Annotated in this window: 16 protein-coding genes; 9 read left to right on the top strand and 7 right to left on the bottom strand. The window is 55.4% G+C overall.

All coding sequences use genetic code 11. The annotated features are described in order from the left end of the window. The first annotated feature begins 93 nt into the window (after positions 1–93). From ndhO to TLL_RS00060, 5 genes are all read left to right on the top strand, one after another. On the top strand, positions 94–306 hold the full coding sequence (gene ndhO, locus TLL_RS00080) for a photosynthetic/respiratory NAD(P)H-quinone oxidoreductase subunit O (RefSeq protein ID WP_011055872.1): 213 nt from the start codon (positions 94–96) through the stop codon (positions 304–306). 118 nt (positions 307–424) lie between these two features. Next, positions 425–1780 (top strand): folate/biopterin family MFS transporter, encoded by a 1356-nt coding sequence (locus TLL_RS00075; RefSeq protein ID WP_011055871.1) that lies wholly within the window; start codon positions 425–427, stop codon positions 1778–1780. Further along, the gene (locus TLL_RS00070) at positions 1777–3240 is read left to right on the top strand and encodes a carotenoid oxygenase family protein (RefSeq protein ID WP_011055870.1); all 1464 of its coding nucleotides are present in this window, start codon (positions 1777–1779) and stop codon (positions 3238–3240) included. The genes TLL_RS00075 and TLL_RS00070 overlap by 4 nt, the downstream gene beginning before the upstream one ends. A gap of 3 nt (positions 3241–3243) precedes the next feature. Next, positions 3244–3717, top strand: a complete 474-nt coding sequence (locus tag TLL_RS00065) for a CYTH domain-containing protein (RefSeq protein ID WP_011055869.1) — start codon at positions 3244–3246, stop codon at positions 3715–3717. A gap of 46 nt (positions 3718–3763) precedes the next feature. Then, positions 3764–4945: a M20 family metallopeptidase gene (locus TLL_RS00060; RefSeq protein WP_011055868.1), complete on the top strand. Its 1182-nt coding sequence runs from the start codon at positions 3764–3766 to the stop codon at positions 4943–4945. 18 nt (positions 4946–4963) lie between these two features. Here the strand turns inward: TLL_RS00060 and TLL_RS00055 are convergent, their stop codons facing one another. The 3 genes from TLL_RS00055 to TLL_RS00045 are packed head-to-tail and all read right to left on the bottom strand — an operon-like array spanning position 4964 to position 7538. Beyond that, complete coding sequence (locus tag TLL_RS00055) at positions 4964–6103, bottom strand: LptF/LptG family permease (protein ID WP_011055867.1); 1140 nt, start codon at positions 6101–6103, stop codon at positions 4964–4966. A 2-nt stretch (positions 6104–6105) separates the two neighbouring features. Then, positions 6106–6516, bottom strand: coding sequence for a hypothetical protein (locus tag TLL_RS00050; protein ID WP_011055866.1), 411 nt, complete (start codon positions 6514–6516; stop codon positions 6106–6108). Next, complete coding sequence (locus TLL_RS00045; RefSeq protein WP_164920628.1) at positions 6516–7538, bottom strand: ABC transporter ATP-binding protein; 1023 nt, start codon at positions 7536–7538, stop codon at positions 6516–6518. The genes TLL_RS00050 and TLL_RS00045 overlap by 1 nt, the downstream gene beginning before the upstream one ends. A 105-nt stretch (positions 7539–7643) precedes the next feature. Here TLL_RS00045 and TLL_RS00040 point away from each other — a divergent pair, with 105 nt between their 5' ends. From TLL_RS00040 to xcsA, 3 genes are read left to right on the top strand one after another with little or no spacing between them, the layout of a single operon-like run. After that, positions 7644–8606 carry an HMA2 domain-containing protein gene (locus TLL_RS00040; protein ID WP_011055864.1) on the top strand — a complete coding sequence of 321 codons (963 nt, stop codon included), beginning with the start codon at positions 7644–7646 and terminating at the stop codon, positions 8604–8606. Positions 8607–8655: 49 nt separating this feature from the next. After that, positions 8656–9735, top strand: a complete 1080-nt coding sequence (locus TLL_RS00035) for a PIN/TRAM domain-containing protein (RefSeq protein WP_011055863.1) — start codon at positions 8656–8658, stop codon at positions 9733–9735. Between the two features lie 26 nt (positions 9736–9761). Beyond that, complete coding sequence (gene xcsA / locus TLL_RS00030) at positions 9762–11972, top strand: cellulose synthase XcsA (protein WP_011055862.1); 2211 nt, start codon at positions 9762–9764, stop codon at positions 11970–11972. 397 nt (positions 11973–12369) lie between these two features. Here the strand turns inward: xcsA and TLL_RS00025 are convergent, their stop codons facing one another. Genes TLL_RS00025 through TLL_RS00015 form a run of 3 tightly spaced genes read right to left on the bottom strand, consistent with a single transcriptional unit; the run spans position 12370 to position 14825 of the window. Next, positions 12370–12864, bottom strand: a complete 495-nt coding sequence (locus TLL_RS00025) for a hypothetical protein (RefSeq protein ID WP_011055861.1) — start codon at positions 12862–12864, stop codon at positions 12370–12372. 3 nt (positions 12865–12867) lie between these two features. After that, positions 12868–14586 (bottom strand): urease subunit alpha, encoded by a 1719-nt coding sequence (gene ureC / locus TLL_RS00020; RefSeq protein ID WP_011055860.1) that lies wholly within the window; start codon positions 14584–14586, stop codon positions 12868–12870. 53 nt (positions 14587–14639) lie between these two features. After that, positions 14640–14825, bottom strand: a complete 186-nt coding sequence (locus tag TLL_RS00015) for a hypothetical protein (RefSeq protein WP_011055859.1) — start codon at positions 14823–14825, stop codon at positions 14640–14642. A 74-nt stretch (positions 14826–14899) separates the two neighbouring features. On the opposite strand from TLL_RS00015, the gene TLL_RS00010 reads away from it, so the two are divergent. Beyond that, on the top strand, positions 14900–16051 hold the full coding sequence (locus tag TLL_RS00010) for a trypsin-like peptidase domain-containing protein (RefSeq protein WP_164920627.1): 1152 nt from the start codon (positions 14900–14902) through the stop codon (positions 16049–16051). Positions 16052–16259: 208 nt separating this feature from the next. Here the strand turns inward: TLL_RS00010 and TLL_RS00005 are convergent, their stop codons facing one another. Further along, on the bottom strand, positions 16260–17273 hold the full coding sequence (locus tag TLL_RS00005) for a zinc-dependent alcohol dehydrogenase family protein (RefSeq protein ID WP_011055856.1): 1014 nt from the start codon (positions 17271–17273) through the stop codon (positions 16260–16262). Between the last annotated feature and the right edge of the window lie 128 nt (positions 17274–17401).

Raw genomic sequence — 17401 nt, 5'->3', positions numbered from 1 at the left:
CCCTAAGCGTAGTTTAACCGCAGGCAGCCTACTGTTGAGCCACTGCCATTCCCTGATCCCCTACAATGGGGAACGATTTCTGTGGAGCGTCCTATGGCAATCAAAAAAGGAGATTTGGTGAAAGTCGTTGCTGAAAAGCTGGCCAATAGTCTTGAAGCTCTAGCCAGTGATCACCGCTACCCTCCCTATCTCTTTGAGGGACGGGGCGAGGTGGTGGACATTCGCGGTGACTATGCCCAGATTAAATTTCCAGTCCCCACGCCCACGGTTTGGCTGCGCCTCGATCAACTCGAGGTTGCCCAATAACCCCCATCAGGGTCTCTTGCGCCTCTGTTCTTCTGGGGGCTAGTGAAACGTACCAGTGTTAGCAATTTTCAGCTTGTCTGGATATGATGGAGGCAATGCTGTTGCTTAACATTTGGTAATGTTGGTTCAACCTTCGCAACCTCAACGCTGGCTACGGGGGCTCAAGGAAACACTCCTTTTTGGCCAAGAGCCCAGTGGCGAACTCCTAGCCATTTTGCTGGTGTATTTTGTCCAAGGGGTTTTGGGCTTAGCACGGCTGGCCATTAGCTTTTTCTTTAAGGATGAGTTGGGGCTGTCGCCGGCGGAAGTGGCGGCCTTGATGGGGGTGGCGGCGCTGCCCTGGGTGATTAAGCCGGTCTTTGGTCTCGTTTCTGATAGCCTGCCACTTTTGGGATTTCGCCGCCGCTCCTATCTTGTCCTGTCGGGCTTGCTGGGCTGTGGGGCGTGGTTGAGCCTGGGGACGTGGGTGGCTACCCCTTGGCAGGCAACGGCAGCAATTCTAGGAGCATCGATCGCGATCGCCCTCAGTGATGTGATTGTCGATTCACTGGTGGTTGAGCGGGCACGCCAAGAATCCGCTACAGAAATGGGAACTCTGCAATCCCTAAGCTGGGCCGCTACTGCTGTGGGGGGCATCCTCACCGCTTACTTTAGTGGCCAACTGTTGCAGTGGTTTAGTCCGCGTACAGTCTTTCAAATTACGGCGGTGTTTCCCCTCTTGGTGTCGGCAGTGGCGGGAGCGATCGCCGAAGAACGGGTCATGGCTCGGCCTCAACTGAGTCAGACTTGGGAGCATATCAACCATGTGCGCCAAGCCATGATGCAAAAACGGATTTGGTTGCCGGTGGCTTTCCTCTTCCTCTGGCAGGCGACCCCCGGCTCGGAATCCGCTTTCTTTTTCTTTACAACGAATGAATTGGGCTTTGAGGCGGAGTTTTTGGGGCGGGTGCGCCTTGTCACGAGCATTGCTTCCCTCTTGGGGGTGTGGATTTTCCAGCGGTATCTGAAAACGCTGCCCCTGCGTACCATATTTTTCTGGAGCACGATTCTCTCAGCCTTTTTAGGGCTCTCTAGCTTGATTTTGGTCACCCACCTCAATCGCCAATGGGGCATTAGTGACCAGTGGTTTAGCTTGGGTGATAGCTTGATTTTGGCCGTCATGGGACAAATTGCCTTTATGCCGGTACTGGTGTTGGCGGCGCGGTTGTGTCCGCCGGGGATTGAGGCCACCCTCTTTGCGCTGCTGATGTCCATTAGCAACCTTGCCAATTTGGTTTCCCATGAGTTGGGGGCGCTGCTGACCCACTGGCTGGGGATTACTGAGCACAACTTCGATCGCCTGTGGTTGCTGGTGCTCATGACTAACCTGAGTACGCTATTGCCACTACCGCTGTTGAACTGGTTGCCGCAGCAGCTGCCCGCACCCGCCTCGCAATCCGCTGTCACTGTTGAGTTGGAGCCAAGTGTTTCATGACCGGAGTTTTAGATCGCCCCTACACAATGGCCGATTGGCGGGGGGGTACCGAATCCCTTACCCAAGAGTATGACTATTGGATTGAGGAGGTCGAAGGCACGGTGCCCACGGATTTGGTGGGAACCCTCTACCGCAATGGCCCTGGACTGTTGGAGCGCGGCGGCGTGCCCTTAGCCCATCCCTTTGATGGCGACGGCATGATCTGTGCTTTTCGCTTTGAGAAGGGACGGGTACATTTTCGCAATCGCTACGTGCGCACTGCGGGATTTTTGGAGGAGGAAAAAGCCAATCGCCTGCTCTATCGGGGTGTCTTTGGCACCCAAAAGCCGGGAGGCTGGTTCGCCAATTTCCTCGATACCCGTGTCAAAAACATTGCCAATACCCATGTGATCTACTGGGCTGGGAAATTACTGGCGCTCTGGGAAGCAAGCCTGCCCCACCGCCTTGATCCTGTGACCCTAGAAACCATTGGACTCGACAACCTAGGCGGTCTCCTCAGGGAGAGGGATGCCTTTGCAGCCCATCCCCGCTTTGACCCCCAGACGCAGCGGCTGGTGAATTTTGGTGTTCAGCCCGGCCTCAATACCCGCATTAGGCTCTACGAGTTTGATGCCAATGGTCAGTGTGTTTCGCAACCCACATTTCAAATTCCAGGGTTTGCCTTTATCCATGACTTTGCCCTCACCCCCAATTACGCCATTGTTTTTCAAAACCCAGTGCAATTCAATCCCTTGCCCTATCTGCTGGGACTGCGGGGCGCTGCCCAGTGCCTTCAATTCAATGCTCAGGAACCGACACGGGTTTGGCTGCTGCCCCGTCGGGGTGGCCCCCCCCAAATGTTGACCATGCCCCCCTGTTTTGTCTTTCACCATGCCAATGCCTACGAAGTGGGGGATGAAATTCACGTGGAGTCCATTGCCTACAGCCATTTTCCCAATTTGGAACCGGGCATGGATTTTCGGGAGGTGAATTTTGCAGCCCTGCCCGCAAGTTTGCTGTGGCGCATCCAGTTGAATCCGAAGACAAAAGCGGTGGACTGGCAGGTGGTGAGCGATCGCCCCTGCGAATTTCCTGTGGTGCATCCGGCCAAGGTGGGCCAACCCTACCGCTACACCTATTTGGCGGCGGGGCATGATCCGAAAACCAATGCACCCCTACAGGCCCTGTGGCGGTGCGATCGCCAGACGGGCGAGGAACAGTTTTGGTCAGCAGCGCCGCGCGGTTTTGTCAGTGAGCCGATCGTTGTCCCCCGCGGTCTGCAAAAGGGAGACTTTCTCTGGCAGGGGGCCCAAGGAGAAGAGGATGGCTGGCTGTTGCAGGTGGTTTATGATGCCAGTTGCCACAAATCCCAGTTACTCATCTTTGATGCCGCGGCCATTAGCGCTGGTCCTGTGGCACGGTTGCACCTGAAACACCACATTCCCTATGGTCTTCACGGTTCATTTACCACGGCGGTCTAGGCAATGGGCATTGAAATTGAGCGCAAGTTCCTCGTCACAGGTGAACAATGGCGGTCCCTAGCCACAAGTGTGGCCGAATTTGCCCAAGGCTACCTCTCAACGGTTCCTGAGCGCACGGTGCGCGTGCGTCTTGCGGCTGAGGAGGCCTGGATCACGATCAAGGGCAAAGCCAGGGGTGGCCAACGCCGTGAGTATGAGTATGCTATCCCCGTTACCGAGGCCAGGGAACTCCTTGAGGAATTGTGCCTGCAACCAATCATTCAGAAAAACCGCTATCGCATCCCAGTGGGTGACCTCTGTTGGGAGATTGATGAATTTGCTGGCGCCTGTCGGGGTCTCATTTTGGCAGAAATTGAATTGCCCCGTGCTGACTATCCCCTGACTTTACCCCCTTGGGTTGGCCCTGAGGTGACCGACGACCCCCGCTATACCAATGCCTACTTAGCAGAGCATCCCTATCAGGAGTGGTCCCCCTGAATTCCTAAGATTCGATAGGATACAAAAATATCGCCACAGCTGCCCTATGCTTGCTCGGATTCGCCAGATTACCCACACCCTCACCCCCCGTCTCATTGAAATTCGTCGCCATCTGCACCGCTACCCCGAGTTGAGTGGCCAAGAACATCAAACCGCTGCCTATGTGGCTGGGGTCCTTTCCTCCGCAGGCTTAAGTGTACAGCAGGATGTGGGCAAAGTGGGTGTGATTGCTGAGCTGGAGGGGAATTCCAAAGAACAACGGCTCTTGGCTATTCGCACCGATATGGATGCCTTGCCTATTCAAGAGCGCACCGGTCTGGAGTTTAGCTCGAAACATGCGGGGGTGATGCACGCCTGTGGCCACGATGTCCACACGACAGTGGGTCTTGGCACGGCAATGGTCTTAGCTGCCCTCAAGGAGGAGTTCCCCGGCCGCGTGCGGTTTATTTTTCAGCCTGCGGAAGAAATTGCCCAAGGGGCGAGTTGGATGATTGCGGATGGCGCTATGGAAGCGGTGAGTGCCATTTTGTCGCTCCATGTTTTCCCCAGTATTCCAGCGGGGGACGTGGCGGTGCGCTATGGTGCTTTAACGGCCGCTGCCGATGACATTGAGTTAACGATTTTGGGAGAATCGGGACATGGGGCGCGCCCCCATGAAGCGGTGGATGCCATTTGGATTGCTGCTCAAGTCATCAGTGCTTTGCAACAGGCCATTAGTCGTACCCAAAATCCGTTGCGCCCCGTGGTGCTCACCTTTGGCAAAATTCAAGGGGGACGGGCAGCCAATGTCATTGCTGATCAGGTCACACTTCAGGGAACTGTGCGATCGCTCCACCCGGAAACCCGCGCCACCCTTCCCACTTGGATTGAGCAAATTGTGGCTAACGTCTGCCACGCCTACGGTGCCCGCTACCAGCTCCACTATCGGCGGGGGGTGCCGGGAGTGGAAAATACCCCCTACCTATCGCAATTGCTGGCGGAGGCAGCCACGGAGGTGGTCGGTGCCCCCCATGTGCACATCTTGCCAGAACCGTCCCTTGGGGCAGAGGATTTTGCCCTTTACCTCGAGCACGCCCCCGGTGCTATGTTTCGCCTTGGCGTCGGCTTTCGCGATCGCCCCAACTATCCCCTGCATCACCCCGAATTTGATGTGGATGAACAGGCCATTCCTGTGGGGGTCATGACCCTTGCCCATGCGGCCTGCCGCTACTGGCAAATTCCCTACTAATGGCCTACTCATCACCGACTAATGACGATTGGCGTCGTAGAGCATCCCCAGGGCGATCGCGCTCACAATTCCCTTTGGTAGCCAACTGGCCACGATCGGGTGCACCGCTCCACCCTCACCAAAGGCAGTGAAAATAAAAGCGGCAACATAGTAGCCAAAAATAATCGCCACACTCAGGCCAAAGGCTCGTCCCTGTCCTTGGCGGGGAGAACTGATCCCCAAAACAGCGCCAATGACGGCAAAACTTAGACACAAAAAGGGGAGGGAGAGCTTTTCCTGCAACTGCACCCGCCACTGCCGCAAGCGTTTGGCATCGCCACTTTCCGCCAAAATTTGCAAGTACCGATAGATTTCGCGGCTAGTCATAAACTCGGGTACCCGCGTTTCCATGGCTAAATCAAGGGGGGTGCGGGGGTAGGCAAACCTTCGTTCTGAGAAGATCTCGGCCACATCATAGTCGCGATCGCCCCTGAGGTGGTGGTAGGTTCCCTGACGAAACAGCCACGCTGAACCCTGCCACTGAGCTTCCTGGGCCGTGATAATTTCCCGCAACTCCCCCTGCTCAAAGTTCAACACCGTCACTTGACCCATGACCTTCCCATCAAAACGATGGGCAAAAAAGAGTTGCCGCAGGTGTCCGTCGCCAAAACGACGGTAGAAGATATTGCGGGTCTGAAAGGTGGGTTGCGGGCGGTGGATCGCCACCTCCAAGGTTTTGATGGCGCGATAGGCCAGGGGGGGAGCTACCAGTTCATTGAGGGCAAAGGTGCAGAGCAAGGCACAGAACCCCGCTAGGAGCGCGGGTCGCACCAGACGCACTGGACTAACCCCACAGCTTTTACAGGCAATCAGTTCACTGCGGCGGGAGAGTTGACTATAGGAAAGGAGCGCACCAAAGAGCATCGCCATGGGAATGCCCAGCACGGCAAAGGTGGGTAGGCGTAGAAAAAAAACTTGAATGGCACTGAGGAGGCCAAGGTGGTGCTCCACCATATTGCGAATGAGGTAGAACACCGTACCAATAACGGCCGCGATCGCCGTAAAAATACCAAAACCAAAGACAAAGGGGCGAATCATCTCCCGCAGGATATAGCGATCCAACAGGGAGAATCGCGGCGGCCAAGGCAGCTTCTCAAGGGAGTGGGCGATCGCCAACATATCTATAGCCCCAGGCGAGGTTTGGCCAACTTCCAATAACGAAAGAATCGCTTCAAATCAGCATTGGCCGGCAACGTAACAAAGGGTTCTGGCTCTAGGATCTCCAGGGGATAGGCCAATTGCCCACAAATGGCGCGAAAGCGGGGGCTAGGACTTGCCATCGTCACCACGCGATCGCCCCCGTGCAGCTCCACAAAGGCATTCACCAAGGGCGCCACCTCGCCACGGTACATCTGCACCGGTAGATCCAGCAGGCACTCATAGAGAAACACCAGCCGCTTCAGACGAATTTGCCACTCCTTGAGCAGGGCCACATCCCAAACAAAAATTGCCGGTGCTGCCGGATAGCGGCTAAAGATGGGGGCGTTGGGGTCGAGGCAATCCCCATGTACCCAGAGAATTGGCTGCCCCATTAGCGTTGCATGACCTCTTTTTTCAACTGTTTGCTGTCCCGCTGCGCTGCTGCTGCCAAGTCGGCATCCAAGAGGGTTTGACCGGTGGCTGCTAAATAGACATCATCTAGACTGGGCCGTGACTGCGCCAAGCTAAAGAGGGGCAGGCCTGCTTCCTCTAGCGCCCTTTTAATGGCTGCGATCGCCACAGTGACATCTGTGACGACCAAATTCAAGGAGTTGCCTTGGTTGGCATTAATCAGTGCTGATTTTACGCAGGTCAATTGACTGAGAAGGGCCTGTGCCCTTTGCGCCTCTTGACGCGGTGTAAATTCCCGCACCCGCAACGTGACGCGATCGCCCCCGATATTGGCCTTGAGTTCCTCAGGAGAACCACTGGCAATCACCCGTCCCTTATCGAGAATCACCAAGCGATCGCTGAGGAGATCCACCTCCTCCAGGTAGTGGCTGGTCAAGATAATCGTCAGTCCCTGGGCCTTGAGATCCCGCAGCACATCCCAGATCACTTGGCGACTTTCAATGTCGAGACCTACGGTGGGTTCATCCAAGACAAGAACTTGGGGTTGGTGCAGCAGTCCTGCCGCCAGATCAAAGCGTTTGCGAATGCCACCCGAATAGGTACCACACTGGCGATCGCGCCATTGCAGTAGATCTAAGCGCGCCAGCACCGCCTCAATGCGCTCCGGAATCAGGGCACGGGGAATGTGGTACAGCGCCGCCTGCAATTCTAGGAATTCCTGACCCGTAAGAATTTTATCGAGAGCCACCTCTTGGGCCACATAGCCTAATTTTTGGCGCACCAAATGGGGTTGGTGAAGCACCGAGAAGCCGCAGACTTCCAGTAGCCCCGCATCCGGTCGCGAGAGGGTACACAGACAGCGCAGCGTTGTCGTTTTCCCTGAGCCATTCGGCCCCAGCACCCCAAAAATTTCCCCTTGATGGGCTGTCAAGGAGACATCGGCCACCGCTGTAATGGCACCGTAGGACTTCCTGAGATGTTCGACCTTTACCGTGGCTGTCATGGTCATTAACTCTGTGTGCGATTCCCTTAACATTTTGACAGATATTTCTCCTTCCTTTGGGGTGCGTGCTACAACAGCAACTAGAGCCGATTGGGGAGGGTTCCCATGGCCACTGCTGAAACTGCGCCGATTGCCGAGCTCGTGCACGTCACGGGCGATCGCCTGCGATTGCGGATTCAAGAACTGAAAACCGATGTCGGCTTTCGCGACTCCTTGACTGCCTACCTGAAAACCCTCCGCGGTATCCAGTCTGTTCACGTTAACCCCCTTGCCGCCTCGATCACCATTGAGTATCACCGCGAGCAGATCACTCCCCTGCAACTGCTCGCCGCCATTCAGTTTTGGGGAGAGGTTCAGATCATTGGCCAAGGCAATAGGGGCCTGCAAAACCTCACCCGCGCCTTTGATCTCGAACCCGAAGAAGTCGGCAACAAACTCACCGCCATGGGCGGATTCCTCATGGGGGGCTACCTGGGGGATATTCTCGGCGGCATGGTGGGGGGAACGGCGGGCGGTCTGTTGATGGGGCCTGGGGGTGCTGTCATGGGGGTGCAAGTGGGCACCTTTGTTGGCGGTGTCATTGGTGCACGACTGGGCATGGAAGCCACTGAGCAGATGATTCAACTGCAATTTACCGCCCTTGAGGAAACTCCGGAACGAATTGCAAAAGCACTGGAGATTCACAGCGGTGACAAAATTGGCGGGGCAGCCGGTGAACTTGCTGGCGGCTTAGCGGGGCAAGTGGTCTTAGGACCTGTGGGTGAAACCCTCGGACGTGTGGTGGGCAATATGGTCGGTTCGCAACTCGGGGAAGATCTGGGGCGACAGTTGGCCGAACCCTCCCCTGAGGGACCTCCCCCTCCGTCCCTGCATTTTTTCCTGGAGTGGTGGGTGAAAACCAGTCAAACCTTTGCCAAGGAAACGCTATTGGCCACCCTCGGTGGGATTGTGGCACGGGGCATTTTGGGGCCTCAAGCCGAAGCCGCGGGCATCCGAGCCGGTAGCCGTATGAGTCGTCATCTCGATAGGCAACAGTCCAACACCGCAGCAAAAGAGAAGAAAGTATAATCCTAAAGTAAGGGCCTATGGAGATGTCCAGCGCGACAGGAGCGAACAAATGCTCGATACCATCTTACTCCTCATTATCGTCGTGATGGGAATTGCCGTTGGCTTCAACAGCATTGACCTACTCCCAGAAACGGTTCTTGCTCAAGTGGCCAATGTGCGGGGATTGCAGTGGGTCATGGCTGCCTTTGGCGCCATCGTTGGCATTGCCCTTGGCTTATTGTTGCAGTCGCTTTACCATCGTCTCGAGCGCAGTATCCGCCAATTGCCCCCAGAAACCCTCCTGTCGCGGGCAGTGGGTCTTGTGGTGGGGCTGCTCCTTGCCAATTTGATGCTGGCACCGATTTTTCTGTTGCCCATTCCCAAGGACTTTTCCTTTATTAAGCCTCTGATTGCTGTTCTCACGAGCATTCTCTTTGCCTATTCGGGAACGACCTTGGCCGATAGCCACGGACCGGCCCTACTGCGGTTAATTAACCCCAATGCTGTGGCAAGCAGCCTCTTGGCGGAGGGAATGCTCAAACCTGCCCGTGCAAAGGTGCTGGATACCAGTTGTATTATTGATGGCCGCATTGAGGCGCTGTTGAATCTCGGGGTCCTGGAAGGGCAAATCATTGTGCCCCAGTTTGTCCTTCAGGAGTTGCAACTGATTGCCGATGCCGGCAATGAGCAAAAACGGATGCGGGGGCGGCGGGGTCTAGATGTCCTCAATCGCCTCCAAGCGAGTTTGGGCGATCGCATTGTCATTCACTCCGCAGACTATCCAGAATTAACGACGGTGGACGCCAAGCTAGTGCGCCTGTGCCAAGAGATCAACGGCACCCTGGTCACTAACGACTTGAATCTGAACAAAGTTGCCCGCTTCCAAAAAGTGGATGTCTTTAACGTTAACGAGTTAGCTCAAGCCCTGCGTCCCATCTATCTCCCCGGGGATACCCTGGAGTTGAAAATTCTTAAGGAAGGCAAAGAGCCTGCCCAAGGGGTGGGTTACCTTGAGGATGGCACAATGGTGGTTGTTGAAGAGGGGGTGGATCACATTGGCGATCAGTTGTCGGTGGTTGTCACCAGTGCCTTGCAAACCTCCGCCGGCCGCATGATTTTTGCCCGTCTGCAAATGCCAACGATGGCCTAAGTTCCCTCTTTTTAGGGTCCCTGCCGATGAGCCATGAGCCGCCTAGGCCCGCTTCACCCCGCCAATGGGTTGCACCGTGGGTCTGGGGATTCTTTGTTTTCAGCATCCTCTTGCTCTTCGGTGTGCTGTTGGCCACCACGTGGCGACCGACGCTGTTTCCCATTGATCTGGTGAACCCAGACCAGTTACGGCCTTTACCTGACCTCTTACAGATGCCTGAGGATGAGTTGAGTGTGTGGTGGCCACTGGTTCTGGTGGGGATGGTGGCGATCGCCCTCAATTTTATTCCGAGCAACAATGTCAGCCGCTTAATTATTCGCTTCATTGTCATTCTTTTTGGCTGCCGCTATCTGGTGTGGCGGGGCTGGGTGACGCTCAATGATGCCCACTGGTTGAGCTTCGCTGCCAGTCTTGGCTTCTATGGTCTTGAGGTGCTCTCCTTTTTCACCTATTTGCTTTATTTTTACCAGACGGCATGGCTGACAACTGCCTGGCGATCGCAGCAGGCAAATGCCTATCAGCAGGCGGTTCTCAGGGGTGAATACTGTCCCAGTGTAGATATTTTCATCCCCACCTACAATGAACCCCCCTATATTTTGCGGCGGACAATTGTGGCCTGTCAGGCGATCCACTACAGGAATAAAAGTATCTATGTCCTTGACGATGGTCGGCGATCGGAAATTGCAGATCTTTGTGCGCACCTGGGGGTCAACTATCTCACCCGCCCCACCAATGAGCACCGCAAAGCAGGCAATCTCAACCATGCCCTGAAACACACCACTGGTGAACTGATTGCCGTTTTTGATGCCGACTTTATTCCCTTTCAGAACTTCCTCACTCGCACCGTGGGCTTCTTCCAAGATGATCAGGTATCCATGGTGCAGACCCCCCAGCACTTCTTTAACCCTGACTACCACTCCCAAAACCTGGGGATTGAGTTTATGATGCCCGGCGATATGGAGTACTTTTTTGGCTTTATTCAGCCAGGGCGAGACTTTGGCAACGCCATTATCTGCTGTGGTACCTCCTATGTCGTGCGCCGCCGTGCCCTAGAAGCCATAGGCGGATACTATACCCGCTGTGTGGTCGAGGATTTCCAGACCGGAACCAAAATGCAGATCGCTGGTTATCGCCTCGTTTACCTCAATGAAATCCTCAGCATGGGCGAGTCTCCGCGGAACTTCCAAGATTATCTGGAGCAACGGCTGCGGTGGCTACAGGGGAATATGCAAATCTATTTCTGTGGCGATGATCTCCCCATTTGGTCAAAACTGTCCTGGTTTCAGCGCAGTTGCCACCTGTCGCTGCTATTGCACAACATCAACCCCTTTATTCGCACTTGCTTTCTCATCGGCCCTTTTTTAAGCCTGATGACCGGCATTTCCCTGACAGTGGCTACCTTGAGTGAATATCTCTTTTATGCTCTGCCCTATACGCTGCTGATGATCGCCACCTTTAGCTGGGCGACGGAAGGACGGTATTTTTCCCTTTGGGGTGAAGTTTATGAGGTAACCTTTGCCTTTCCGGGAATGGTGCAACTGATTAAAATCCTCCGCAATCCCTTCGGCAAAATTGGCAGCATTGTCACCAACAAGGGCACCCTCTCCAATCGGAAGCGGTTGAATTTGCGCTATACATGGCCGCTGGTGGCGTTTCTGATTGCGGTGAGCGTAGGGGTCTTTATCCGCTATGGGGGTTACTGGCTCCATATCTGGCCACCAATGGAGTATGAACGGTCAGGGTTAGAGGTGATGTTGGCTTGGACGCTCTACAACGCCTTTATTGCCTTGATTGCGGTTTTGTCGTCTATTGACCAGCCGAGTCGGCGCCAAAGCGATCGCTTTCCCGTTTGCACTGTGTGTCGCTTCCAATTAGGGGATCAAACCTACTGGGGCTATACCCGCGATGTGTCGGAGACAGGCGCTGCTCTACTATTAACCGCCGGGCGTTTTATAGAAGCCCAAAGAGATACCGTCGGCACCCTCACCTTTTTGGAACAGGACTTTAGTGTGACTGCTGCCGTCGTTCGTAGTCGCACCGAAGAGGAGCAATGCTGTCTTTACCTGCGGTTTCTTGAGGTCAGTGATGAGGCACAGCGGGGCCTGGTACAACTGCTTTATGGTGGCCTCACATGGTGGCACAAACCGAAAGCCCCCAATGGTCTAGATGCCTTTTGGCCAATGTTGATTCGTCTATTCGACTTTCGCTCGCTCTTTAGCCTCTATAGCAATCACTAACCCATGGGCTCATGGCTGAAATATTTGCCCTAGGGGACAACGGAACTTGGGCAACAGGGGAGATGTTGCAAAGGTCAAGGTATTCTTTTGAATTTCTTTTGAATAACGCCAACTCCCATGCAGGTACGACGGAGACCCGTGACGTGTGACCATGCCTAAAGTTGGCTGTCAAAATTTCTACAGATGGGTGATTTGGCAGTGGGAGGCACGGCTCACCCCTGACTCCCCACTCATCATTTCGTAGCGATCGCCATCCTTGGGTAATCGCTCTGGAGCCCCACTCATCCAGAGTATTCTTAAGAAGAAAATTAGTAAGGCCTACCCTGTCGTCATTTGTAGCCCTTGAGAACTACCCTACTGCCTTTGCAGCACTTTTTGCAGGGTGGTCAAAGCTGCTTTATAACCAAGCTGCCAAGAGGGTAGCCACGCCCAAGCCTGTGAGGGCAATCCAGATAAAGGCATTTGGTAAAGGAGTTGCAGGGGGCGGTGGTTCTTGGGGTTTTGGGGTGGGGGCCGATGGCCGCTTCCGGGAATGGCGATAGGGGGAGGTGTAGGCGCGATCGCCCAGGTGGGATAGGTCAGGAATTTCGCTGCACCATTCCGGGCGGCGTTTCAGTTGGGGCGCCTCCAAAATCGCCAGCAAGCGCCGACTTTCCTGGCGGGTCTGATGATCGGGGTGTCGTTGCAGTTGACGGCAGAGGCTCACGGCGGCCTCTTGATCGCCAGCAGCGCTATAGGCAGTGACCAGCCAGAGACTAATTTCTCCCGATTGGGTGGTGTTGCCCTCAGCGAGAGCGACAGCCTGGGCCAAGAGGGTAATGGATTGTTGATAGTTGCCCCGCTCAAAGGCCTGTTGTCCCTGTTGAAAGAGGGCAGATACCGCATCTGTCATCGCTTAAAAGAGGAAATAACGTTGGGCAAGGGGCAAAACGGTCGCCGGTTCACAGGTGAGCAATTCACCATCCGCCCGCACCTCATAGGTTTCGGGATCGACCTCAATATGGGGTAAGTAGTCATTGAGCTTCAAATCCGCTTTGCGCAGTTGGCGAATATGGCCCACCGGCAGCACCGTTTTTTGTAGCCCCAATTGTTCTGGGATGTTGTTGGCAATGCCCGCCTGAGACATAAAGGTTACCGATGTGGTGGTTCGGCAGCCCCCATAGCTGGCAAACATGGGCTGCATGTGTACTGGTTGCGGTGTGGGAATACTGGCATTGGCATCCCCCATTTGGGCGTAGGCAATCACTCCCCCCTTGATAACCAGTTCGGGCTTGACCCCAAAGAAAGCGGGCTTCCAGAGGCATAGATCAGCAATTTTGCCCACCTCTACTGATCCCACATACTCAGCAATGCCGTGGGTGATGGCAGGATTAATCGTGTATTTGGCCACATAGCGGCGGGCGCGGAAGTTGTCGTGATCGACTCCCGGCCGCTGAGGATCCCTGAGATGTCCCCGCTGCACCTTCATTTTGTGGGCAGTTTGCCATGTGCGAATAATACTCTCCCCCACCCGTCCCATGGCTTGGGAGTCTGAGGAGATAATACTAAACGCCCCGAGGTCATGGAGAATATCTTCAGCGGCAATGGTTTCTCTGCGGATCCGCGACTCGGCAAAGGCCACATCTTCAGGAATACTGGGGTCGAGGTGGTGGCACACCATCAACATATCCAAGTGCTCATCGAGGGTATTGACGGTGTAGGGCCGAGTGGGATTAGTGGAAGAGGGCAACACATTGGCTTGACCACAGAGCTTAATAATGTCGGGGGCGTGTCCTCCGCCAGCGCCCTCCGTGTGATAGGCGTGAATGGTGCGGTTTTTGAAAGCAGCAATGGTATCTTCAACAAACCCAGATTCGTTGAGGGTGTCGGTGTGGATGGCCACCTGAATGTCGTAGTCTTCCGCCACGCTCAAACAGGTGTCAATGGCATTAGGGGTACTGCCCCAGTCTTCATGGAGTTTGAGACCCACAACGCCCGCCTGCACTTGCTCAATCAATCCTTGGGGTTGGCTGCTATTGCCCTTGCCCAAAAAGCCTAAATTCACTGGAAAGGCATCAGCAGCCTGAAGCATGCGGTAGATGTTCCAAGGTCCCGGCGTACAGGTGGTGGCATTGGTACCCGTGGCAGGTCCCGTTCCGCCGCCAATCATTGTCGTAATGCCGGCGGCAATAGCAGTGGCAATCTGCTGTGGACAAATAAAGTGAATATGGGCATCAATCCCCCCAGCGGTGAGGATCATGCCTTCGCCAGCGATCGCCTCCGTGCCGGGGCCAATGATAATATCTACCCCCTCTTGGGTGTAGGGATTTCCGGCTTTGCCAATTTTGTAGATTTTGCCGTCTTTGATGCCGACATCGGCTTTGACCACGCCCCACCAGTCCAGAATCACCGCATTGGTGATCACCACATCCACCGCACCTTCGGCATTGGCAATGGGGGACTGTCCCATCCCGTCGCGGATCACTTTGCCGCCGCCAAATTTAACCTCATCGCCATAGTGGGTGTAGTCGTGCTCAATTTCGATAATCAGGTCAGTATCCGCAAGTCGCAGACGATCGCCCACGGTCGGGCCATAGGTTTCTGCATAGGTCTGGCGATCAATCCGGTAGCTCATTGGGGGTCTAAAGAGGTCAGGTGCCGGCGAAGTCTGGCCTTCTCAGTCTAAATTTAGCCCAATTCTTCGACAACAATGAGGCCCTTTTTCATCAAAGCTTGCAGATCCGCATTGTGGGTTTTGCAGTTGCGCCAGCGCCGTTCATCGACATTTTCATTGCGACCTGGCTGAAGGGTCACCGGCCCAAAGAAACTATCAAAGGTCATGGGCTGTTCAAGGTAGCTAATCACAGTTAGCATGGCAGCAGACGTTCGACAAAATCACTATTTTCAGAATAAGGCTAGAGTGGATCTGATGCCGAGTTGGGTTGAGTATGGTCCGCAGGCGGCTGAGTTTCCTTGGGATGGCGATCGCCCTTGGCGCCCTAACGGGCTGTCCATTGCGTTTGCCCGATCGCACCCCCTCCACCCCTAGTACAGAAGCATCTCTGCCTCCCCTTGCCCCCGCGGAGCGACCCCACGCGGGAGAGAATTTCATTGCCAAGGTGGTTGCTGAGGCAGGGCCAGCGGTGGTGAGTATTGATACGCTACGATTGGACCGCGGTAGCGAGGATCCTTTTCTCGCTCCTTTCCCAGTGCCAGATGTGCCGCTGCGCCAAGGTCAAGGCTCTGGGTTTATCTTTACGCCCGATGGCAAAATCATGACCAATGCCCATGTGGTGGAAGGCGCTAGCGCCGTGCGAGTCACGCTTCCCGATGGTCGCCAGTACGATGGCAAGGTGCTGGGTGCTGATTCCCTGACGGATGTGGCGGTGGTGCAAATTAATGCCAAGAATCTGCCCACGGTTCAACTGGGGAATTCCGACACCCTGAGGCCCGGTGAGTGGGCGATCGCCATCGGTAACCCCTTGGGGCTGAGTAACACGGTCACCGCTGGGATTATCAGTGCCATGGGGCGTGCCAGTAGTGAAATTGGTGCTGCCGATAAGCGCGTCAGCTTTATTCAAACGGATGCAGCCATTAATCCGGGGAATTCCGGGGGGCCACTCCTGAATGCTGCCGGTCAAGTGGTGGGGGTCAATACGGCGGTGATTTCCCAAGCGCAGGGTCTTGGCTTTGCCATTCCCATCAATACGGCCTATGGTATTGCTGAGCAAATTATTACCACAGGTCGCGCTCAGCACCTCTACTTAGGCATTCGCATGGTGCCCCTAACTCCAGAACTGGCACTACAAATCCGTGAACAACAGCCCAACTGGACCCTGAACCGAACCCAAGGCACCTTGATCATTGGCGTTGCCCCCAATTCCCCAGCAGCAAAAGCGGGTCTGCAAGCGGGAGATTGGATTGCCAAAGTGAACGACATTAACCAACCCACCCCGCAACAGGTACAAAGCGTTGTTGAGCAAACGAAACTTGGGGAGAAAATTACTTTGGAGATTGAACGGGGCGATCGCCGGCAAACCCTTCGCCTTAAGCCCGAGCCCATGCCGCCGGAATGGTATCCCTCCGCTCAACCCGAATAAGTTAGGACCCAGTTAGGACTAAGGCTGCGCCCGCACCGTCTCGCCCCTAAACCAAAGGCCACAGTCGCTAAGCCGCCCGTTAAACATGGGGCAACACGATAGAGAGCGCTGGGGGACCTTTGGCTGCGGAGGACCGGCATCCCTTGGGCGTGTTCCAGCCCGATGGGGAGGGCAGCAAAGATTGGAGCAACCATCGGAAAATCCCCAGTTATGGGATGAGTACCACCTTCCCCTGTACCAAGCGTTGGCTGAGATAGCGGTGGGCATCGGCGGCGGCACCGAGGGGAAAGGTTTTATCCACAACAACCCGCAGCTCACCGCGATCCACGAGGGTAGCCACCTGCTCTAGGATCTGGCCTTGGTGGGCAAGGGCCTCCCGCAGGCCCAGGAGTTGAGGGGTGAGCATTAGGGTCAGTTGGATCAAGAGATTGCGTTGGCGGGCAATTTTCCATGGGGTATCGACTGCAGGTTCCAAGAGGGTGGCTAGGGTGCCGTAGGGACGCACGGCCTTGAAGGTTTCGGCAAAGGTGGCCCCCCCAACGGTATCAAGGGCAAGATCGACCCCCTTGCCGCCGGTCCAATCTAAAACCGCTTGCACCCAGTCGGTTGTTGTGTAGTTAATGGCGAGGGTTGCCCCCAAGGCTTCTGTAAATTGGGCTTTTGCCGGTGAACTAATGGTGGTGGCCACCTGGGCCCCTGCGCGCCGCGCTAATTGAATGGCCAGATGCCCCACCCCGCCCGCGCCGGCGTGAATGAGAACGGTTTTTGCCGTAGAGAGGACATTCAACGGTGGGACAGCCCCGCGATCGCCCAAGGCTTCCCAGGCGGTAATGACGGCCAAGGGCAAGGCGGCTGCCTGAATAAAGGAGAGGGTTTTGGGCTTGTGGGCAACAGCCGCTTCCGGCACAACTGCATACTCGGCGTAACAGCCACCGCGATCGCCCAGGCCGCCATAGCAGAAATAGACCTCATCGCCTACGCGAAAGCGCCGTACTGCTGCACCCACGGCCACGACTACGCCAGCACCATCACAGCCAAGAATCGCTGGCCGGCGATCGGGAAAAAACGTGCCCCGCTGTCGCAGCTTGGTATCAATGGGGTTGACACTGGCTGCCCGCAGTTGAATTTTCACCTCATCGGCAGCTTCAATCTGCGGCTCGGGTACCTGCCGTAGCACCAAGACATCGGGCTCGCCAAACTCAGCGATGGCAACGGCTTTCATCTTTTGGCTCGCTGGGAAAGCACTTCAGAACAAAATAACGCCCCTATTGTACTCCATCAACTCGACGGCCAAAGAACCCCCTGCAGATTTTCCATTGGCTGGCGATGCAAGCACCTCTGGATTTAAAT

The sequence above is a fragment of the Thermosynechococcus vestitus BP-1 genome (assembly GCF_000011345.1).
GTDB lineage: Bacteria > Cyanobacteriota > Cyanobacteriia > Thermosynechococcales > Thermosynechococcaceae > Thermosynechococcus > Thermosynechococcus vestitus.
The sequence above is the reverse complement of the archived record's forward strand: the minus strand, read 5'-3'. Positions and strand labels throughout refer to the sequence as shown.